Annotated in this window: 21 protein-coding genes and 2 pseudogenes; 9 read left to right on the top strand and 14 right to left on the bottom strand. The window is 66.5% G+C overall.

The genetic code is table 11. The annotated features are described in order from the left end of the window. Positions 1 to 2: 2 nt before the first annotated feature. The 6 genes and pseudogenes from nuoE to FAB82_RS14325 form a co-directional block, all read right to left on the bottom strand. Positions 3 to 689: pseudogene (gene nuoE, locus FAB82_RS27535) on the bottom strand (NADH-quinone oxidoreductase subunit NuoE); the annotation flags it as partial. Continuing rightward, positions 686 to 2011: an NADH-quinone oxidoreductase subunit D gene (locus FAB82_RS14345; protein WP_136535246.1), complete on the bottom strand. Its 1326-nt coding sequence runs from the start codon at positions 2009 to 2011 to the stop codon at positions 686 to 688. The pseudogene nuoE and the gene FAB82_RS14345, both read right to left, overlap by 4 nt. Positions 2012 to 2034: 23 nt before the next feature. Continuing rightward, the gene (locus FAB82_RS14340) at positions 2035 to 2766 is read right to left on the bottom strand and encodes an NADH-quinone oxidoreductase subunit C (protein WP_425461586.1); all 732 of its coding nucleotides are present in this window, start codon (positions 2764 to 2766) and stop codon (positions 2035 to 2037) included. Beyond that, positions 2697 to 3332 (bottom strand): NuoB/complex I 20 kDa subunit family protein, encoded by a 636-nt coding sequence (locus FAB82_RS14335; protein ID WP_136535221.1) that lies wholly within the window; start codon positions 3330 to 3332, stop codon positions 2697 to 2699. The genes FAB82_RS14340 and FAB82_RS14335 overlap by 70 nt, the downstream gene beginning before the upstream one ends. A gap of 4 nt (positions 3333 to 3336) precedes the next feature. Then, positions 3337 to 3696 (bottom strand): NADH-quinone oxidoreductase subunit A, encoded by a 360-nt coding sequence (locus FAB82_RS14330; protein ID WP_136535220.1) that lies wholly within the window; start codon positions 3694 to 3696, stop codon positions 3337 to 3339. A 124-nt stretch (positions 3697 to 3820) separates the two neighbouring features. Continuing rightward, positions 3821 to 5086 (bottom strand): annotated as a pseudogene (locus tag FAB82_RS14325) (geranylgeranyl reductase family protein); the annotation flags it as partial. Positions 5087 to 5562: 476 nt separating this feature from the next. On the opposite strand from FAB82_RS14325, the gene wrbA reads away from it, so the two are divergent. Next, positions 5563 to 6189: an NAD(P)H:quinone oxidoreductase gene (gene wrbA / locus FAB82_RS14320; protein ID WP_136535218.1), complete on the top strand. Its 627-nt coding sequence runs from the start codon at positions 5563 to 5565 to the stop codon at positions 6187 to 6189. Between the two features lie 164 nt (positions 6190 to 6353). On the opposite strand, the gene FAB82_RS14315 is transcribed toward wrbA, so the two are convergent. Together FAB82_RS14315 and FAB82_RS14310 are read right to left on the bottom strand one after the other, a co-directional pair. After that, entirely contained in the window at positions 6354 to 6950 is a 597-nt protein-coding gene (locus FAB82_RS14315) for a hypothetical protein (RefSeq protein ID WP_136535217.1), read from the bottom strand. 71 nt (positions 6951 to 7021) lie between these two features. Further along, positions 7022 to 7480 (bottom strand): MarR family winged helix-turn-helix transcriptional regulator, encoded by a 459-nt coding sequence (locus FAB82_RS14310; protein WP_136535216.1) that lies wholly within the window; start codon positions 7478 to 7480, stop codon positions 7022 to 7024. 80 nt (positions 7481 to 7560) lie between these two features. On the opposite strand from FAB82_RS14310, the gene FAB82_RS14305 reads away from it, so the two are divergent. Beyond that, entirely contained in the window at positions 7561 to 8421 is an 861-nt protein-coding gene (locus FAB82_RS14305; RefSeq protein WP_136535215.1) for a dioxygenase family protein, read from the top strand. A gap of 90 nt (positions 8422 to 8511) precedes the next feature. Here the strand turns inward: FAB82_RS14305 and FAB82_RS14300 are convergent, their stop codons facing one another. Next, positions 8512 to 8913 (bottom strand): PIN domain nuclease, encoded by a 402-nt coding sequence (locus FAB82_RS14300; protein ID WP_168801599.1) that lies wholly within the window; start codon positions 8911 to 8913, stop codon positions 8512 to 8514. A gap of 8 nt (positions 8914 to 8921) precedes the next feature. After that, on the bottom strand, positions 8922 to 9128 hold the full coding sequence (locus FAB82_RS14295) for a hypothetical protein (protein ID WP_136535213.1): 207 nt from the start codon (positions 9126 to 9128) through the stop codon (positions 8922 to 8924). Between the two features lie 241 nt (positions 9129 to 9369). Between FAB82_RS14295 and FAB82_RS14290 the strand changes: the two genes are divergently transcribed. Beyond that, positions 9370 to 10128: a carbonic anhydrase gene (locus FAB82_RS14290; protein ID WP_136535212.1), complete on the top strand. Its 759-nt coding sequence runs from the start codon at positions 9370 to 9372 to the stop codon at positions 10126 to 10128. Positions 10129 to 10205: 77 nt separating this feature from the next. On the opposite strand, the gene FAB82_RS14285 is transcribed toward FAB82_RS14290, so the two are convergent. From FAB82_RS14285 to FAB82_RS14275, 3 genes are all read right to left on the bottom strand, one after another. Then, positions 10206 to 10844, bottom strand: coding sequence for a ubiquinone/menaquinone biosynthesis methyltransferase (locus FAB82_RS14285; RefSeq protein ID WP_136535245.1), 639 nt, complete (start codon positions 10842 to 10844; stop codon positions 10206 to 10208). 818 nt (positions 10845 to 11662) lie between these two features. Then, positions 11663 to 12901, bottom strand: a complete 1239-nt coding sequence (locus FAB82_RS14280) for an amidohydrolase family protein (protein ID WP_136535211.1) — start codon at positions 12899 to 12901, stop codon at positions 11663 to 11665. 19 nt (positions 12902 to 12920) lie between these two features. Continuing rightward, positions 12921 to 14021 (bottom strand): adenosine deaminase, encoded by a 1101-nt coding sequence (locus FAB82_RS14275; RefSeq protein ID WP_136535210.1) that lies wholly within the window; start codon positions 14019 to 14021, stop codon positions 12921 to 12923. Between the two features lie 176 nt (positions 14022 to 14197). Here FAB82_RS14275 and FAB82_RS14270 point away from each other — a divergent pair, with 176 nt between their 5' ends. Next, positions 14198 to 15352, top strand: a complete 1155-nt coding sequence (locus FAB82_RS14270) for an RNA-guided endonuclease InsQ/TnpB family protein (RefSeq protein WP_136535209.1) — start codon at positions 14198 to 14200, stop codon at positions 15350 to 15352. 131 nt (positions 15353 to 15483) lie between these two features. On the opposite strand, the gene FAB82_RS14265 is transcribed toward FAB82_RS14270, so the two are convergent. Continuing rightward, positions 15484 to 16149 (bottom strand): DUF4272 domain-containing protein, encoded by a 666-nt coding sequence (locus tag FAB82_RS14265; protein WP_168801598.1) that lies wholly within the window; start codon positions 16147 to 16149, stop codon positions 15484 to 15486. A 360-nt stretch (positions 16150 to 16509) separates the two neighbouring features. On the opposite strand from FAB82_RS14265, the gene FAB82_RS14260 reads away from it, so the two are divergent. From FAB82_RS14260 to FAB82_RS14240, 5 genes are all read left to right on the top strand, one after another. Beyond that, a complete protein-coding gene (locus FAB82_RS14260; protein WP_136535207.1) occupies positions 16510 to 17631 on the top strand; it encodes a hypothetical protein in 1122 nt (373 codons plus the stop codon). A gap of 277 nt (positions 17632 to 17908) precedes the next feature. Continuing rightward, positions 17909 to 18292, top strand: coding sequence for a YbaB/EbfC family nucleoid-associated protein (locus FAB82_RS14255; protein WP_136535206.1), 384 nt, complete (start codon positions 17909 to 17911; stop codon positions 18290 to 18292). After that, a complete protein-coding gene (locus FAB82_RS14250; protein WP_136535205.1) occupies positions 18289 to 18603 on the top strand; it encodes a type VII secretion target in 315 nt (104 codons plus the stop codon). Before FAB82_RS14255 ends, FAB82_RS14250 begins: the two co-directional genes overlap by 4 nt. After that, entirely contained in the window at positions 18604 to 19317 is a 714-nt protein-coding gene (locus FAB82_RS14245; protein ID WP_136535204.1) for a WXG100 family type VII secretion target, read from the top strand. 12 nt (positions 19318 to 19329) lie between these two features. Continuing rightward, a complete protein-coding gene (locus FAB82_RS14240; protein ID WP_136535203.1) occupies positions 19330 to 20022 on the top strand; it encodes a CdiA C-terminal domain-containing protein in 693 nt (230 codons plus the stop codon). The last annotated feature ends 9 nt before the right edge of the window (positions 20023 to 20031 follow it).

Genomic DNA, 20031 nt, shown 5'->3' with positions numbered 1-20031 from the left:
TTCGCTTCCTCTTTTGCTACCAGCGGCGCGGTGGGGTCGAAGGCCGGCGCGGTGATGCCGGCCTCGGCGGCCAGCCGGGCTCCGGCGAGGGTGGCGTCGCCTTGGGCATTGCCTTCCAGGCCGACTTCGCGTTCGTCTTCGAATCCGGCGAGCTGGACGGACATCTCGCGGAGGGTGCACAGCGGCGCTCCTCGGGACGGGATGGGCCGCTTGCCCTCTTTGAGCTGGTGGACCAGTTCGAGGGCCTGGGCTTCGTCCATATTGTCGAAGAACTCGTAGTTGACGGTGACGACGGGGGCGTAGTCGCAGGCGGCGAGGCATTCGGCGTGTTCGAGGGTGAACTTGCCGTCGGGGGTGGACTCGTCGTGTCCGATGTCGAGGTCGTCGGCGAGTGCGTCGAAGACCTTCTGTCCGCCTTTGGCCTGGCAGAGGGTGTTGGTGCAGACGCTGACGAGCCAGTCGCCGGCCGGTTCCCGCTTGTACATGGTGTAGAAGGTGGACACGGCCTGGACTTGGGCCTTGGTGAGTCCCAGGGCTTCGGCGCAGAAGGCGATGCCGTCTTCGGAGATGTACCCGTCGTGGGATTGCACGAGGTGGAGCAGCGGTAGGAGCGCTGAGCGCTCGCGGCCCTGCGGGTAGCGGCGCATGACCTGTTCGGCCTGGTCGCGGATGTGGTCCGGGTAGCTCATCGGTCGCAACCTCCCATGACGGGGTCGAGCGAGGCCCCGCCGGCGATGACGTCGGCGAGGAGGCCGCCCTCGGCGAGGGCGGGGAGTGCCTGCAAGTTGACGAAGGAGGGTTCCCGCATGTGGACGCGGAACGGGCGGGTGCCGCCGTCGGAGACGGCGTGGATGCCCAGTTCCCCGCGGGGGGACTCGATCGCGGTGTATACCTGCCCGGCGGGGACTCGGAAGCCCTCGGTGACGAGCTTGAAGTGGTGGATCAGCGCTTCCATCGACTGGCTCATGATGTGGCGGATGTGGTTGAGGCTGTTGCCCATGCCGTCGGCGCCGGTGGCGAGCTGGGCGGGCCAGGCGATCTTCTTGTCGGCGACCATGACCGGTCCGGGTTCGAGCTTGTCGAGTCCCTGGCTGATGATCTTGAGGCTTTCGCGGATCTCGGCGAGGCGGATGACGTAGCGGGCCCAGGCGTCGGCGCCGTTGTGGGTGGGCACGTCGAAGTCGTATTCCTCGTAGCCGCAGTAGGGCATGGTCTTGCGCAGGTCCCAGCCGAGGCCGGCTGAGCGCAGGACGGGTCCGGTGACGCCCATGGCGAGGCAGCCGGAGACGTCGAGGTAGCCGACGCCTTGGGTGCGTTCCTGCCAGATGGCGTTGCCGGTGAGGAGGCCTTCGTAGTCGTCGAGGCCCTGCGGCATGTAGTCGACGAAGTCGCGGATCATGCCGACGGCTTCGGCGGGGATGTCCTGGGAGACGCCGCCGGGGCGGACGTAGGCCATGTTCATGCGCAGGCCGCAGACGGCTTCGAAGATGTCGAGGATCTTCTCGCGGTCGCGGAAGCCGTAGATCATCATCGAGAGCGCGCCGAGCTCCATGCCGGTCGTCGCGAGGGCGACCAGGTGGGAGCTGATGCGGTTGAGCTCCATCATGATGACGCGGATGGTGTTGGCGCGCTTCGGTACTTCGATGTCGAGGAGTTTCTCGACGGCGAGGCAGTAGCCGGTCTCGTTGAAGATCGGCGCGAGGTAGTCGGCGCGGGTGACGAAGGTGCAGCCCTGGGTCCAGGTCCGGTATTCGAGGTTCTTCTCGATGCCGGTGTGGAGGTAGCCGATGACGGGCCGGACGGAGCGGACGGTCTCGCCCTCCATCTCGCAGACCAGGCGGAGCACGCCGTGCGTGGACGGGTGCTGCGGACCGAGGTTGACGATGAGGCGTTCGTCGTTGACCGGGTCGACGGCGGCGACCATCTCGTCCCAGTCGCCTCCGGTGACGGTGTAGACCTTGCCTTCGGTCGTGTCCCGTTCGGCCGCATAGGCATCCTCGTCTTCGAAGATGTCGTGAGCGTTGTCGGTGGCGGTCACTTGTAAGCCCTCCGTTCGTCCGGCGGCGGGATATGCGCGCCCTTGTATTCGACCGCGATGCCGCCCAAGGGATAGTCCTTGCGCTGCGGGTAGCCCTCCCAGTCGTCGGGCATGAGAATCCGGGTCAGGTGCGGGTGGCCCTCGAAGACGACACCGAACATGTCGTAGGCCTCGCGCTCCTGCCAGTCGGCGGTCGGGTACACGGCGGTCACGCTGGCCACGACCGGGTGGTCGAGGCTCACGGCGGTTTCGAGCCGGACCCGGCGCCGGTAGGTCATGGACGTCAGGTGGTAGACCACGTGCAGCCGGTTCGCCTGCTCCGGGTAGTCGACTCCGGACACCGAGCTGCACAGCTCGAAGCGGAGGTTCTCGTCGTCGCGCATGGATTGGCAGACGTCGGCGACGCGGTCGGGCGCGACGTGGATGGTCAGCTCGCCCCGGTCCACGATCACCGCCCTCGCGATGTCGTCTCCGAGCAGCTGCTGGAGCGAGTCGACCACTTCGTCGAAGTACTCCCCGAGCGGCGCGGGCGTGGAGACCAGCGGGGCGGCGCTCGGGCTCTGGTTGACCAGGCCGCCGAAGCCGGAGGTGTCGCCCGAGCCGGAGACGCCGAAGAGTCCCTGGGCCTCCTGGCCGACCGGTTGGATTTCGCCGTCGCTCATCGCTTTGCCACCGCCTTGCGGATCCGCAGTTGCTCCTCGGTCCCGTCCTTCACTGCCTCGGCCCATTCCTTCTTGCGCTGCTTGTCGAAGCGGTACGAGGAGGGCATGGCGCCGGGTTTGATGGCGGGCTCGGGCAGGTCGGCGAGGGCCTCGCGGCGCTTCTCGCCGAGCGGCTCGTGCTGGACCTTCTCGTGGAGTTTGAGGATCGCGTCGAGGAGCATCTCAGGGCGCGGGGGGCAGCCGGGGAGGTACATGTCGACGGGGACGACGTGGTCGACGCCCTGCACGATCGCGTAGTTGTTGAACATGCCGCCGGAGGTGGCGCACACGCCCATCGACAGGACCCACTTGGGCTCGGCCATCTGGTCGTAGATCTGGCGCAGGACCGGGGCCATCTTCTGGCTCACCCGCCCGGCGACGATCATCAGGTCCGCTTGGCGCGGTGAGGCTCTGAAGACCTCCATGCCGAAGCGGCCGGTGTCGTAGCGGGCCGCGCCGGTCGCCATCATCTCGATGGCGCAGCAGGCGAGTCCGAACGTGGCCGGCCACATGGAGGCCCGCCTGGTCCAGTTGACCAGGGCCTCGACGGAGGTGAGGATGATGCCTTGCGGGAGTTTCTCTTCGATACCCATTGTCTTAATCCCAGTCCAGACCGCCGCGGCGCCATTCGTAGGCGTAGGCGACGAACAGCGCTCCGATGAACATGACTACGGCCCAGAAGCCGAAGACGCCGAGCACGTCGTGGTGGACCGCCCAGGGCACCAGGAAGATGATCTCGATGTCGAAGACGATGAACAGCATCGCCGTGAGGTAGAACTTCACCGGGAACTTGGTCGCTCCCGAGGTGGTCGGGGCCGGCTCGATCCCGCACTCGTAGGGGTCGTTCTTGGCCCGGTTCACACGTCTGGGGCCGGTGATTCGCGCGGCGACCACCGAGACGACGCCGAAGCCGGCTCCAATGGCGAACATGATGATGACCGGTACGTAGACTTCCATCCGCTCAGGACCTTTCTTCGGCGACGCTTGCGAGCCGAACATTGGCTCGAGTGGCGAAGCTTGCGGACCGGGGCTTGCCCCGGGTGGCGGAGCTTCCGAGCCGAGTATTGGCCCGGCCCAATCGGGGCGTGACGACCCGCATCCCGTTGACGATCCGGTCCGCGGTGTCGCGTCCGGGCCGGTCGGTGAGGTTCGCCAGCAGTTTCAACACCAGGCGCATGAGGGCGGGGTGCTTGAGTCCGTGCTCGGTGCACAGCTTCATGATCTGCGGACGACCGATGAGGTCGACGAAGATGCCGCCCATCCGGTAGTAGGAACCCAGCAATGCGTCCATCCGCTCTGGATAACGACGCAGGGCCGCTTCCCGACGCGGGACGGTGGGTTCGCGAAGCGCCGCGGCGACGATGTCGGCGGCGATCTCGCCCGATTCGATGGCGTAGGCGATGCCCTCGCCGTTGAACGGGTTGACCATGCCGCCCGCGTCGCCCACGAGCATCAGGCCGCGGCTGTAGTGCGGGACCCGGTTGAAGCCCATGGGAAGGGCGGCGCCGCGCACGGGCCCGTCGGCGTTCGACTCCTCCACGAGGCCCCATTCCTCGGGGGTGTTCTCGAGCCAGTTCCGCAGCAGCGAGCGGTAGTTCGTCTTCTGGTACCCGGTCGAGGAGTTGAGGACGCCGAGCCCGACGTTGACGCGGCCGTCGCCGAGCCCGAAGATCCACCCGTAGCCGGGCTGGAGGACGTCGGGTGCCTCGGCGGTGCGCAGCGCCAGATGGGATTCGAGGTAGTCGTCGTCGTGCTTGAGGGGGCTCTTGTAGTACTGGCGGACCGCGACGCCCATGGGGCGCTTCTCGTCCCGCTTGATGCCGAGGGACAAGGCCAGGCGCCCGGAGACGCCGTCTGCGGCGATCACCAAGGGCGCCTTGAAGACGACGGTCTCGCCGCCCTGTTCGGCGCTGACGCCGGTGACGCGCCCGGCCAGGTCGAACACGGGGGCGACGACGCGGACGCCGGTCTGGAGCGAGGCCCCGGCGGCGACGGCGCGGGCGGCCAGGATCTCGTCGAAGTCCATGCGGGTCCTGGCGAGGCCGTAGGAGGGGAAGGACTCCAGGACGGGCCAGTCGATTTCGAGCGCGGCGTCGTCGGCGACGACCCGCAGGCCCTTGTTGTGGATCCAGCCGGCGGATTCAGAGGTGTCGACGCCCATCTTGAGCAGCTGCGCGACCGAGCGGGGGGTCAGCCCGTCCCCGCAGACCTTCTCGCGCGGGAAGTGGGTCTTCTCCAACAGCAGTACGTCGACGCCCCGGGCGGCCAGGTGGTAGGCCGCGGCTGAACCACCAGGTCCCGCTCCGACGACGATGACGTCGGCATCCGGGGTTGCGTGAGTGGTCACAAGCGTCCTCTCAGGCGTGTGGGGCGGTGATCTTATTAACGATCTACCCGCTTGTGAAGCTCTTCACAAGCGTTTGTCTGCAGTCTAGAACTCCGTTATTCACGGGCCGTCACTTAGGCCTGCCTAAGTCGCTATTTTGCGAGGTCACGTCCCGTACGGCTGTGCTTGAAACAGGGAACGACTCCAGCCCCAGGAGCGCGCGCGGATCACTCCCGCACGCAGTGATAAAGCCGACAGTTGGGCTACCTGAAGACTTCCACCACTGTGAAACACTCTCGTAACACGGTGCTTCGCCGCAGGTCGCGTGGCCAGCGACACATTGGTTCAAAATTGAACTTTGCCTGGAACCGGGTTATGGTTTCTCGGGTAGTTCGATATTGAACGAACTCTCGAACCACTCGCGGCACAGTCGCCCCAATATTTGAAACTGTTCCGGTCCGGCCCCGCGCCCGCCGGCCTCGCAAAGGAGAAATCCCATGTCCGTCAACGAGCCCGTCAAGGTCACGGTCGTCTACTACTCGCAGACCGGCAACGTCACCCAGCTCGCCCGCCAGATCGCCGAAGGTGCGGAGAAGTCCGGAGCCGAGGTCCGGCTGCGCCGGGTCGCCGAGCTCGCCCCGCAGGAGGCGATCGACGCGAACGAGCAGTGGGCCGCGAACATTCAGGCCACCGCCGACATCGCCGAGGCCACTCCGGATGACGTCGACTGGGCCGACGCCGTGATCATGGGCAGCCCCACCCGCTTCGGCAACGTCTCCTCGCAGCTCAAGCAGTACATCGACACCCTCGGTGGCCTGTGGTTCCAGGGCAAACTGGCCGACAAGGTCTACTCGGGCTTCGCGGCCGCCTCCGGCAAGCACGGCGGCAACGAGTCGACGCTGCTGGCTCTGTACAACTCGTTCCACCACTTCGGCGGCATCATCGTTGCCCCCGGCTACGCCGGCGAGGTCGCCTTCGCGAACGCCTCGCCGTACGGCGTCTCGCACTTCGGCTGGGGCACCCCGGTCGATGAAGGCGTGCTCACCGCCGCCACCGCGCAGGCCGAGCGCGTGGTCGAGACCGCCGCGGCCCTGAAGGCCGGCCGCGCCGCGGCCGCCGCTTAATCCACCGCATTCGCGGATTCTGCCCTGCGCTAGGGGTGGCGCCGAGCAGAGAGATCGCCCGACCGGTTCCATTCCGGTCGGGCGTTTTCGTGTTCGCAGGACCCGCGAGGGGACCGGCGCGATTGAGGATGATCTCCAACCGGCCATTGTCCCGCCGGACCGGGTCAGTCGACTCGGGGGCCGTAGCCGGACAGGATGTCGTTGTCCTCCCCCGTGACGCCGCCCTGGGGTTCGGGGATCTCGAGCTCGCCGTCGGCGATGGCCACGCAGTCGTCGCCGGTGAGATGGACGTTCATCCACACCACGCCCTGGACGTTGTAGTTCATGGTGAAGCCGTCGTCCCGCTTCGCCGTGACGCGGCCGATCGCGCCGTCGTCGTGATCTACCTCGACCTCATGCCCCTGGTCCCCCCACAATCGCGCCAGCTGCTCCGGGTAGGTCTCGCGGACCAGCGGGTCCTCCCAGTTCGCCTCGGGGAACTCGTATTCGAGGGAGACGACGTCGTAGCCCTCCTCGGTGTGCTCCTCGTTCATCCCGTACAGGCACTCGATCACCTTGACGATCCGGCGCTCGAACCCCGGGAAGTCCTCCAGCGGCTCGATCGAATCGGCGACGAACGCCTCCATCTCGGCCAGCGCCTCGTTGTCCGTGTAGTCCTCGTTGATGCTCGAACCGGAGGTGGTGCAGGCGGCCAGTGCGAGTGCGGCGGTCGCGGCGCCGATGAGCTTCGCGCCGTTCGCAGATGATCGCGGGAAGGGCATGGGGGTGCCTCCTCGGGGAAGGGACGGGGGTGCCCGGGCGCTGCCACTCTAGCCGGGCGGGGCCACCGCGCTCATTTCGTGATTCGGTCCAGGATTCGCCTGGTGAGGCGGCCGTACTCCTTCGCCTCTTCCTCGCTCAGTTCGTCGAATATCAAGCTGCGCACCAACTCGACGTGCCCCGGCGCGGCCTTGGCGAGGCGCCGGCGGCCGTCGTCGGTGAGCCTGGCGAGGGTCGAGCGGCCGTCGTCGGGGCAGGCGAAGCGCTCGATGAGGTTCTGCTCTTCGAGGCGGCGCACCACGTGGGAGAGGCGCGAGAGGGAGCCGTGGCACACGTAGGCGAGGTCGCTCATGCGTCTGGTGGCGTCCTCGGCGTGTTCCAGGGCGGCGAGCACCCCGTATTCGAAGTGGCTCATGTGGGCGTCGCGCCGCAACTGCTGGTCGAGCTCGTTGGGAAGTCGCGTCACCATGCCGATCACGGCCAGCCAGGTTTCCAGCTCGGCGTCGTTCAGCCAGCGTGCTTCATCACTCATTCCCCAAGCTTAACTTCAATACTTGACGGATCAAGCAAAACGAGTACCATTAATTGAACATTCAACTAATGGGAGTGACCATGCCTGGCCGACCCGGCGCCGCGTTCGACGCGTTCCTGGAGACCACCGCGCCCGCCGCCGCCGAACGCCGCGAGTGGACCGACGCGGACGGGCCGCTGCCCTCGCTCTACCTCAGCCACGGCGCGCCGCCGCTGTTCGACGAGGCCGAGTGGATGGCGCAGCTCTTCGCCTGGGCCCAGTCGCTGCCCCAGCCCAAGGGCATCGTCGTCGTCTCCGCGCACTGGGAGTCGGCGCCGCTCATGATCTCCAGCCCCGAGGCCGCCACTCCCCTGGTCTACGACTTCGGGGGCTTCCCCGAGCGATACTACCGGATGACGTACGAGACCCCGGACGCCTCGGCCCTGGCCCGCCGCCTCGGTGCCGCGATGCCCGATCACGAACCGGTGCACCAGCATGCGAGCCGCGGGCTCGACCACGGCGCGTGGGTGCCGCTCAAGGTCATGTATCCGGGCGCCGACATCCCGGTCGTCCAGATGTCCATGCCGACCCAGGACCCGGACCGGCTGCTCGAACTCGGCCGTCGCCTGCGCCCGCTCCGCGAGGAGGGCTATCTGCTGATCGGTTCGGGCTTCATGACGCACGGGCTGCCGTACATCGACTTCCGCCACCCGGAACGGGTGCCGGGCTGGTCGTCCGATTTCGACCACTGGGCCGCCGAGGCGCTGGAGCGCGGGGACGTCGACACCCTGGCGCGCTACCGCTCGCTGGCCCCGGGGATGCCGTACGCGCACCCGACGGTCGACCACTACCTGCCGCTGTTCGTGACCTACGGGGCGGCGTCCGAAACCGAGCAGGTGGCCGAGACGGTCATCGACGGCTTCTGGCTCGGCCTGGCGAAGCGATCGTTCCAGCTGAACTAGCGCGCAATTCCAATCAGAATACGGGGGTCGGCCCCGGCCCACCCCGGGCCGGGGCCGGACCGTTACGCCTAGCGCGCGGCATTGCCGAGTTCAGACGGTTCCCGGCTCCACGACCCATTCGACCGGTTGACCGGTGACCTCGGCGATGGTCGCGAAGTCACGGTCGTAGTGCAGAATCGTCAGGCCTTCCCTTGCCGCCACGACAGCCAGCATCGCATCGACCATCGATGCGCACCGGTGTTTGCCGTGCTGGGTGAGCCGCTGCTGCAGATCCAGCACATCGGCGAATACGTTGTCGCCCATCGGCACCCACGGAAAGGCCGGGATCATGACCGACTTGAGCTGTTCCCGCTCCGCGTGATCGCGGGCCGTGAACAGCATTTCGTATTCGGTAGCGTCGCAAATCGAGATGAGTCCGCGCCGAAGCAGCGGGTCGAGCCGGGCTTTGACCGGCTCCAGACCCCATCGCGACAGTGCACTGGTGTCGCCCAAGTACTGCGTCACGACCGAATCTTCCGCCGCACCTCGGGGTCGGCGAGTTCGGCGAAGCAGCCGGTCGAGGCGAGGTCGATGAACCGCTCTCTGGCTTCTTCGGCAATGACCCGTCGCAACGCGGCGTCGATCGTGTCCTTGATCGTGGCGGTCCCCAGGATCGTCTGGGCCCGCTCCATCTGCTCAGTATTGATATCAACGCTAGTTTTAGCCATACGGATCAACTCCAATCGGCCGTAACGTTTCCCGACTCCAGTATATCCGACTCTGCCACCTCATTGCGGCTGCGGCAAGCCGCAGCGTACCGCTGGTTGTCGTAGTAGGCGACCAGAGGCAACGGGTCCGGCCCCGGCCCACCTCGGGCCGGGGCCGGACCTTTACGCCTAGCGCGCGAGTCCGGTCACATCAGTTAGTACAAATTTCAAGTAAACAGATTGCCATGTCTAGTGTCCGGTCATGGTGAATAATTCTCTCAAATCATCCCGTCGTGGACTCATCTCTGGTATCGGCGCTGTCGGCCTCGGCGCAGCGCTGACCGCGTGCTCAGCCGATGACCAAGGCGGCCAAGGCGGTTCGGCGGACCCGACTGCCGCATCCACCGACGCCGCCGCGACCACGACGCCCCCGACGACGGCCACCGAGGCCTGGGACCGGCTCGTGGAGGGCAATGCCCGCTGGGCGGCTGGCGAGGCGACCCACCCGAACACCACTCCGGAGAGCCGCGAGGCGCTGCTCGACACCCAGTCGCCGTGGGCGATCGTCTTCGGCTGCGTGGACTCGCGGGTCGCGCCGGAGCTGGTGTTCGACACCGGCAATGGCGAGCTCATGATCGTCCGCACCGCCGGCAGCACCTTCGACGAGCTGGTCGCCGAATCGGTCGTCTACGGACCGCTCGCGATCGGCACGCCCCTCGTGGTGGTCCTGGGCCACCAGCACTGCGGGGCGGTCACGCACGCCTACGAGGCCCTCCACGCGGACGCCGAGGACGACGACCCCTTCGACGAGATCGTCGAAGCCATCGAACCGGCCTACGAAGCCATCGAGGACACCGGCGAGGAAGAGACGGACGTCGAGGCCATGATCCGCGCGAACGTCCTGCTCGTCGTCGAGGACCTGAAGAAGCAGCCCGAGTTCGCCGACCCGATCGCGAACGGGCTGGAGATCGTCGGGGCGTACTACTCGATCGAGACCGGCCTGGTCGAGCGCGTCGAGTAGAGCGTTCTCACCGAGCAGGGGCCGCGGCAGCGGTCCCCGAGCGGTCGCCGTTCACCGCGGATTCAGGGGTGTCACGACTATTTGAAGCCGCGGTGCATGGCGACCGCGCCGCCGGCGAGGTTGCGCCAGGCGACCTTGCGGTAGCCGGCGGCCACGATCCGATCGGCGAAGGCGGCCTGGTCGGGCCACTCCAAGGTCGACTCGGCGAGGTACTTGTAGGCGTCCTTGTCCGACGAGACGCGCCCGGCCACCTTCGGCAGCACGTGCTTGACGAACACGCCGTGGGCGGCCCGGTAGGGCTTCCACACCGGCCGCGAGACCTCGCACAGCACCATGCGGCCCCCCGGGGCCAGGACCCGCAGGATCTCGGCGAGGCACGCGTCGAGGTCGACCACGTTGCGGATGAAGAAGAAGCCGGTGACGGCGTTGAAGGTGTTGTCAGCGAAGGGCAGCGTCAGCGCGTCGGCCGCGACGAGCGGCACCTGCCGGTCACCGTGCTCGCGGAGCATTCCCAGCGAGATGTCGGCGCCGATGACGTCGGCCCCGGACTTGGCGAGCTCCGCGGTGGAGATGCCCGTGCCCGCGCCCAGATCGAGGCAGCGCTCGCCCGGCTGGAGGCTCAAGGCCTCGCGGGTGGCTTTGCGCCAGCGCTTGTCCTGACCGGCGACCATCACGGTGTTGGTGCGGTCGTATGCCGGTGCGACCCGGTCGAACATCGCGGCGATGCGGCCGGGTTCCTTACGCGGGGTATTCGATTCGTTCGCCTCGATCACGTGCTCAGCCTCGCATATCCCGGAAAGGAAATCCGCCGGAGCCCAGGGGTTGTGGGCCCCGGCGGATCAAGGGGTTAGCGGGCAGACGCGCATTCGCGCGTCACGCGCGGCCGTGAGGGAGCATGTGCTTTGGCCGCGCGCCACCCTGTGGGGAGGTCGGAGAGTCAGGCCGAATGGCCTGAGGTGCAGGGGAAAGAGCCGGGGACGCGAGGAAGCGCGCGGGATAGTCGGGCATCGTCGCGATCACCTGCGCCTCCATCGGTAGGGTCTCGGCAGCCGCTGTACATCGCAACACTGTGATGTGTTGTGAATGCGGTCTGCGCTACACACCACATTGACGCATGAGGCGTTGTGATGTCGATCTATGAAACCGAACCGTTATCGCACGTAACCCAAGCGATAACTACGAGGTGCGCGCTGTCACAGTTCGGCGGGAGCTGCGATGAATAGTGGTGGAAAGCGGTTGAAGGTCCGATTCGACACGCCAATTCGGACGCCGGAAATGGCAGCGGGGCATGCGCCCGTCGGACGCATGCCCCGCTATCTCCAGGGGATAAACAGGGAAGTGCGAAGTCGCCCTTCCCCATTCGGGATCAAGTCGCGGTCGGCGCTGCGTCGGGCATCGCCGTTCCGCTTTCAGCATTGCGGATGAAGTGGCGTGTGGCAAGCACTGAGACCGAAGCGTTACGAAGAGGCTTGAGGGTCAGGAGTGCCGGGAGGGTTTCCCCGACCGGGGTCGGGCTCGCTCGCAAAGTGCTCGCTCAGTGCACGATGAGCTTGCCCTTGACGACCGTGGCCTTGCATTTTCCGGCCGCCGACTTCACCAGCGCCGCATACGGGTCGCCTTCCGTCGCGACGTCGAACAGAGCCAGGTCGGCGCGGGCGCCGACCTTGATGGCGCCGATGTCACTGCGACCCAAAGCCTTCGCCCCGCCCTCGGTGGCGGCGCGGACGAGCCACTCATTGATTCCTTCGCCGTCGTCGCCCTGGGCCAGCGCGATGCGGCGCAGCGCGGGCAGTTCGGCGGCGACGTCGAGGTCGGGCGAGGAGGCGCGCGAGTCGGTGCCGACGGCGACGAGGTTCCCCTCTGCCCGCAGTGCGGCGACGGGTGCGTCCCCGGCTTCGAGGCGGACGTTGGAGCGGGCGCACAGGGCGACGGCGGTTTGCTTCTTGCGCAGCCGTTCGCGGTCGTCCGCGTCGAGGTGGACGCCGTGCGCGACATGCGAATCCGCGCCGAGCCAGCCGACCTTGTCCATCTGCTCGGCCGGGGAGTGCCCGGCGCCGCCGTCGGCGAGGTCGAGCTGGAGGCCGCCGCGGCGGTTCATGAAGGCGAACGGTCCGGCGCCGCGGCGCACGAACATGTCCTCGTGGGTGGTCTCGGCCAGGTGCGGGTGGAGGCGGATGTCGAGGGTGCGCGCGAGCTCGGCGAGGCCCTTGGCGACGCCGGTGCCGAGCGTGTAGAGGGTGTGGGGGCTGATGCCGATCGCCATGTCGGAGTTGTTGATCGCGCGCTTCTCTGTGACGACCTCGCGCCAGGCCTTGCGGCGGTCTTCCCAGGCGGCGTCGTCGATGAAGCAGGCCTCCCAGTAGGCGACGCCGGCCAGGTCGGAGGTCAGCAGCGCGTCGAAGGCGGCCTCGGGGGTGACGATGTCGGCGACGGCGGTGACGCCGGCGGCCAGGGACTGGTCGATGCCGGCCTGGACCGAGGCGCGCCACGCGTCGTCAGCGGTGCCGGGATTGCGGCGCGGGAACTCCTGGATCCACTCGAAGAATTCCTTCTCGTTGCCGTACATGTCGTCGAAGGCGGTGTAGCAGAGGTGGGTGTGGGCGTTGATCAGTCCGGGCGTGAGTACGCCTTCGAACGCGGTGGTCGCTTCGGCGTCAGGGGCGTCGGCGGCGGGGCCGACGTAGGCGATCTGCCCGCCGTCGACCCCGACCGCGCCCTCTCGGATCGGGTCGCCCGCGATGGGGACGATCACAGGGGCGGTGTAAACGTGCATGAAGCCGAGCTTACTCAGACTACTGAGTGTTCCCTTCGAGCGCCGCGTAGAAGGGACGGATCGCTTGTTCGAGGATGCGACTGCGCTCGGGCTGGTGGATGAACGCGGACTCCATGGCGTTCTCGGTGCAGCGCTTGATCTCAGCCCAGCCCCAGCCGAAGGTCTCGGACAGCAGCTGGAACTCGCGGGAGGTGTCGGTGCGGCTCATCAGGCGGTTGTCGTTGTTGACGGTGACGTTGAAGTCCAGGGCGTAGAACACGCTGATCGGGTGCTCCCCAATGGTTTCGGCGCCGGCCCCGGTCTGAAGGTTCGAGGACGGGGCCAGCTCCAGGGTGATGCCCTGGTCGCGGATGTAGTGGGCCAGGTTCGACAGCTTTACGTTGTCACCGGACAGGTCGATGTTCTCGATGAGCCGGACGCCGTGGCCGATCCGGTTCGCACCGCAGATGCCGACCGCGCGGTGGATGGAATCGGGCCCGCAGGCCTCCCCGGCGTGGATGGTGAACGGCATCGACTCCTTCCGCAGGAAGTTGAACGCCTCGAGGTGCTTCTCGGGCGGGTTGCCGATCTCGCCGCCGGCGATATCGAAGCCGACGACGCCCTTGTCGCGGTAGGCCACCGCGAGCTTGGCGATCTCCGCAGAACGATTCGCGTGGCGCATGGCGCACAGGATGGTGCCGATCCGGATCTCGTGCCCGGCCTCCTTGGCCTTGCGGATGCCCTCCTCGAATCCGGCCTGAGTGGCCTCCACGACCTCTTCGAGCATCATGCCGTCCCTGAGCTGCTGCTCAGGGGCGTAGCGGATCTCGGCGTAGACGACGCCGTCGGCGGCAAGGTCTTGAGCGGCCTCGGAGGCGATGCGGGCGCAGGTGTGGGACATCTGGGAAACGGCGATGGTGTGCTCGAACGTCTTCAGATAGAGCTCGAGGGTGTGGGAGTCGGCGGCCTTGAAGAACCAGTCGGCCAGCTTCCCCGCATCGGTCTCGGGCAGCTTGTCGTACCCGATCTCGTCGGCGATGTCGATGAGCGTCTGGGGGCGCAGGCCGCCGTCGAGGTGCTCATGGAGCACGACCTTCGGGGCCTTGCGGATCTGTTGGTGGGAGAGCGCAGTCGAATTCATCCCATGAATATAGTCAGTGCGTTTCGTGCGGCTGCCTCACCGTACTCCGCGAGCGTGCTCTGGCCTTCGTGCTGGGGAGGGATCGCGGGCGATTGTCTGTGCAAGGTTCCACGGAGCGGGACTGTTCTAACCGTGAACCGGGCAATAGTGTCGTACCCCTTGTTTAGAGTCGTGATGTGCAGTTGAGGTACCGCTACCGGATCTACCCGACGGCCCCGCAGCGGCGGGAGCTGGCGCGGGTTTTCGGTTGTGTGCGCACGGTCTGGAACGACGCGGTCGCCGCAAGGACGCACGCGCATGCCGAGGGCCTGCCGTATCCGAGGACAGCGGACTTGGACAAGGCTTTGATCACGGCGGCGAAACGGACGACGGAGCGGTCGTGGCTGGCCGAGGTGTCGACGGTGCCGTTGCAGCAGGTGCTGCGCGACTGCCATGCGGCATATATGAACTTCTTCAATTCGCTGTCGGGGAAACGGGCCGGGCCGCGAATCGGCCCGCCACGCTTCAAACGTCGTGCTGGGACACAGTCGGCGCGGTACACCCGACGCGGGTTCGCGCTCCGGCCAGGTGGCCGGTTGTATGTGGCTAAGGTCGGTGAGGTGAAGGTCGCGTGGTCGCGGGAGCTTCCGGCCGAGCCGTCCTCAGTGACGGTGATCAAGACCCCGACTGGCAAGTACTACGCGAGTTTCGTGATCGAGCTTGATGGCGACGCCGAGCGGTTGGAGCCGTTGGCGGATCCGGAGGTGGAGTCCGGGATCGACCTCGGTTTGACGGATTTCGCGGTGCTGCGCGGGGGCAAGCGGATCGAGAACCCGAAGTTCTTCGCCCGGCTCGAACGGAAACTGAAGAAAGCCCAGCGGACGCTCTCGCGCAAGACAAAGGGCTCAGCGAACCGCGCCAAGGCGCGGCTGAAGGTCGCAAGGGTCCACGAAAAGATCAAGCACAAGCGGGCGGACTGGATCGACCAACAGGTTGCGACGATCGTTGCCGAGAACCAAGGCATCTACGTCGAAGACCTGAATATCGCTGGTCTGTCCCGGGGCCGGGCCGCGAAGTCGTGGCAGGATGTCGGGGCGGGCATGTTCCTGAGCCGGCTTGAGGCGAAGGCGAAGCGGGCGGGGAGGAGCTTCGCCAAGGTCGACCGGTACTTTCCGTCCACGCAGTTGTGTTCAGCGTGCGGAGCACTCACCGGCCCGAAAGGGCTGGAAGGGTTGAAGGTCCGGGAGTGGGAGTGTCCGTGCGGGGCGGTCCATGACCGTGATGTGAACGCGGAGATCAATATCAGGAGCGAAGGCAAGCGTCTTGTGGCCGAGGGATCCCCGGACACATAAAACGCCTGCGGAGCCTGCGTCAGACCCGGGAGACCGGGCAGTAGGCATTGAAACAGGAACCCACCCGTAGACGGTGCGCGACAGCGCACCGCAAGCCGGGGATCCGCTTCCATCTCAGGGAGCGGCGGAGATCAAAGCCGTACCTCGTCCCAATGCACGGGCCGCTCCTCATTGAAGACGACGGCCCATTCGAGGGCCCAGCGCCGGTGCCACACCAGGCAGTCGTCCACGCCGCTGGGCGGGGCCTGACCGGCGCGGCGGGCCTGGTCGCAGACGAAGTCGAGGCAGTAGTAGAGGTCGAGCATTTCGGCGACGACGCCCGCGTCGCGGGTGGGGGTGAGCTGGCGGTCGCGCCAGTCGCTGAAGGTCTCGGGGCGGCGCAGGTCGGGCAGGAGTTCGGGGAGTTCCTCGGCGCAGGCGACGGCGGGGTCGAGGTGGTCGACCAGGCCGATGAGCCAGGCGACGGTGTAGAGGCTTTCGAGCTGGTCGGCGTAGCGGGGGCGTTCGCCGCGGCCGCAGGCGATGAAGCCCCACTCGTCGGGGGCGAGGTGGTCGAGCACGTGGGCGTCCAGGAGCCAGCGCATCGCGAGTTCCTCGGGCATGTCGAAGACCCTGGCCTGCACTACGTTCAGGATCGCGGCGCGTGCTTCGAGGTGGACGCGGGGCCGGAGGCGGGGCATCTGGCCGGAGGGGAAGGGGAGCGGGAACTGCTCGGGCGGGGCCGGTATACCCAAGGCACCTAGGCCGTCGACGGTGCGCGATCGAACGCTGCGGGGGTCGGAGATCAAGGCCTGCATATGGCTCCCTACCACTTGGGGTTCACCTTGAGGGGTGAGGATGCGTTCACACGGAAGGGTAATTGTGAAGAACTGTAGCGTCCAACACATGTTTCAGTCAATCCGGGTTGGGCGTTTTTGATACCGGATAAACCCTCATGATTACCGTGTTACGCAGTGGTTTCATGACACGGGCACAGGGTGTCCCCTGTGGCCTACTGGGGAGTACGAGGACGTTGGGTCCGTGGCGATTCCGGGCGGAACCACCATCGCATCGACAAAGTCGCATGTTCCGGGCAACCCGGCGGCAACCTACCGGCGTCCTTGGATTGACGGGGCCGTCAGGCCCCGGCGCACCCGACACGAAGGGAAGACGACCTGATGTCGAACACTGTGGAGCCACAGCTGGAGCCGGGGGCTAACTCGCGATCGAAATCGCAGGCCAAACTGCGGACGGCACTCCTCGGAGGCACCGCGCTCATCGCGTCGGCGGCCGTGGCGGTCCTATCGGTCCAGGGCGCGCACGCCGAGGCGAACAACGACGAATCCGAAGCGGCCCAGGCGACCTGCGTACTGGCCGAGCTGCCGATGCCCGAGGACCGGTACTTCAGCATCGTCACCGGCATGAGCGAGGACGGCTCCGTCATCGCCTACCGCACCTACGACCTGGACACCTACCAGCGCGACACGTGGCTGTACTCCGGCGGCGAGGCCACCGAGGTGGCCATGCCGGGCGAGGATCAGTCCCTTCAGGACGTCACCACCGCGGGCATTGCCGTGGGCAGCACCTTCGAGGACGGCGGCTCGAAGCCGTACATCTGGGACGGCACCGAACTGACCCCGCTGACCACCACCGCGGAGTACGGCTCTGCCGACGGCATCAACGAGGCCGGCGACATCATCGGCACCGACGGCGAGGCGGAGTCGGCGACCCCGGTGCTCTGGCCCGCAGGCGAAACCGAGCCGGTCGCCCTGGAGCTCCCGGAGGACGCCACCTGGGGCCAGGCGACCGACATCGACGAGGACGGCACCATCGTCGGCTACTACGGCTACGGCGAGGACAACTCCCGCCCGTACGTCTGGCACCCCGACGGCACCGGCGAGGCCCTCCCGCTCCCCGACGGCGTGGACGAGAACGCGGCGGGCTCCTACCCGATGGACATCAGCGGCGACTGGGTCTCCGGCTACCTCTTCAACGACGAGCTGGAAACCGGCATGCGCTGGAACCTGACCGAGGGCACCGCCGAAATCCTCGACCTGGTCTTCGCCCCGGGCATCAACCCCGAGGGCACGGCGGCGGGCGAGGCTTCCCCAAGCGCCGCTTACCAAACCGCGGACGAACTGGTCGAACTCCCCGGCCTCACCGACCCGGCCGACAACTACTTCGGCGACACCGCCACCGAGATCAACGAGGACGGGACTCTGCTCGCCGGCCAGGTCTACGCCGGAGAAGACGCCGACGGCATGCACATCCTGAAGGCAGTCACCTGGACCTGCGAATAACCCAGGCCCACAACCCAAACCAACGATCGCCAGCGGGCACCGGCCCAATCCCGGTGCCCGCTTCCCTGTCCTACCCACCGTGCGGGCGCCCGAGATGGGCTTGACCAGCAGGGTTCGGAATCCACGCAGATCCCACAATTCGGGACGCATTCCCTCGAATGTGCAGGCGCCTCATAACATGTCGTGAACCTCCCCTCGCTTCCTTTGGAAGGAACGACCTTTGACTCCCCATGACATCCCACCGCCACCGCCTTCTCCGCGTCCGAACCTGGCTCGCGTGCTCAACCCGGAGGCCGCCCGCGCGCGACTCGAGGAGCGCAAGGCCAGATTCGAGCAGATGGCGTCCCAGACGCAGGCGATGGCCGAGCAGATGAAAGCCCTGTCGGTGACCGTGTCCGACTCGAACGGCCTGATCACCGTCAAGGTCGACTCGACGGGGAACCTGACCGGCATCGAACTATCCGACCGCACTCGACGTGTCACACCCGACGTCGTCTCGCGCACCATAATGGAGACGATCGCCGAAGCCAAGCGGCGCATCGTGGAACAGACCGGCGAGGTCATCGCCGCCACGGTCGGGGCTGACTCCGAGACAGGCAAGGCGGTCGCGGCGAGCCTCAAACAACGCCTCGACTCCGACGCGGAAGGCCAGCGGCAATGAGCGACCGCCTCAGCGTCGACCCCGAGGATCTGCGCACCCACACCAGCCACATCCAAGGCCTGATCGAGAGGTTCGAGGCCGTCCGCTCGGCCTCGACCGCGATCACCCAGGCGGACGATGCCTTCGGACCGCTGTGCGAGTGGATCGCCCCGATCCTCGAGGAGAAGCACGCCATGGTCGATGCCCGCATCGATCAGGGCAAACGCAATCTGGAAGGCCACGTGACGGCCCTGAACGCGACCGCCGAATCCTATGAGGACGCCGACGCCTCCGCCGCATCCGATCTCGACAATATCGCTGGGGAGCTGTAGATGAGTGACAACTACCTGGTGGCCGATGTCCAGGACTCCCATCGCTGGTACACCGGTTCGGGGATCGGCGAGGAGATCGCCGGCGTGGTGACCGGCATCCAGGAAGGCAACTGGGTCGACGCCTCCCTCGCCGGCCTCATGACCGGCCTCGAAGGCGTCGCCACTTTTCTCGACCCGCTCGGCACGATCACCTCGACCGGAGTCGCCTGGCTGATGGAGGCGGTCGGACCGCTGCGCGAATTCCTCGACGACATCGCCGGCGACGCCGACATCCTCACCGCGCATGCCCAGACGTGGGCCAATATGGCGGCCGAAGTGCTCGCCATCAAGGACGAGCTCGACGCCTATATCGATGACGACGTCGCGGACTGGAGCGGCGAGGCCGCGAACGCCTACCGGACGAAGATGGACTACAACGTCGAAGGCACCGACGGTCTGGCAAGTCTGTGCGCGGCAATGAGCGCGGCCACCGAAGGCGCCGGGACACTGATCACCGTCACCCGCGAACTGGTGCGGGACCTGATCGCGGAACTGGTGTCGACTCTATTCGTCCGACTCCCGGTCTGGTTGGGGCTCATCGCGACCGGCGTGGGCATCCCCCTGGTGGCGACGCAGGCGACCGGCCTGGTCCTGAACCTGTCCATAACGCTCTTCGGCGTGATCATGGCCCTCGTGCAGAGCTTCGAGGCCCTGCAAGCGCTCCTCGACAGCTAGGACCCGAATCCGATGCGCATCCTCTTCAAGCTCCTGACCGTGGCCGTCATAGGCCTAGCCCTCGCCTCCAAAGACAAGAGCGGCAAGGGCAACGGCAGTGGCGGCACCAACTCACACGGCGCCGACCTGCCCGCCAACGGCATCACGTCCGCCAACGACGCAGTAGAAGGAAACTACAAAAAGGGCGAGGTCCCGGGACAAGGACAAGACGCCAATGGTGGCACCGACGCTGATGCCGACAACTCCGCAAACAACACGCCGACCGATGACAAAGGCCGTACCGAACCGTCTCAGGAGCCGAGCCCGAACAACACGCCCCGCGGTGAACCGACCGAAGTGAGGGGCAGCCCAGAAAACAGGCGAGGGCTACAACGTGAGAATGAGGCCGCTCAGACTCTGGCCGAACACGGGTATGACGTTGAGCAAAACCCTCCCAGGAACGAGAACGGTAAGGACCCCGATTACAAAATCGAAGGCGAGTACTTCGACTGCTACTCTCCAAGTAGAGATGACCCAGGCCGTATCCGAGACGATATATCCGCGAAGGTCAAGAAGGGGCAGGCTGATAATATCGTACTCAACCTCGATGATTCAGGGATGAATATAGCCGACCTGAGAGCGACCCTGGAGCGCAAGCCGATCAACAACCTTGAGGAGATCAAGATTGTTCAAAACGGCCAGGTCATCGATTTCTATCCGTTCTAGGAGATTTCC

The organism is Glycomyces buryatensis (genome assembly GCF_004912275.1).
Taxonomy (GTDB): domain Bacteria; phylum Actinomycetota; class Actinomycetes; order Mycobacteriales; family Micromonosporaceae; genus Glycomyces; species Glycomyces buryatensis.
The sequence above is the reverse complement of the archived record's forward strand: the minus strand, read 5'-3'. Positions and strand labels throughout refer to the sequence as shown.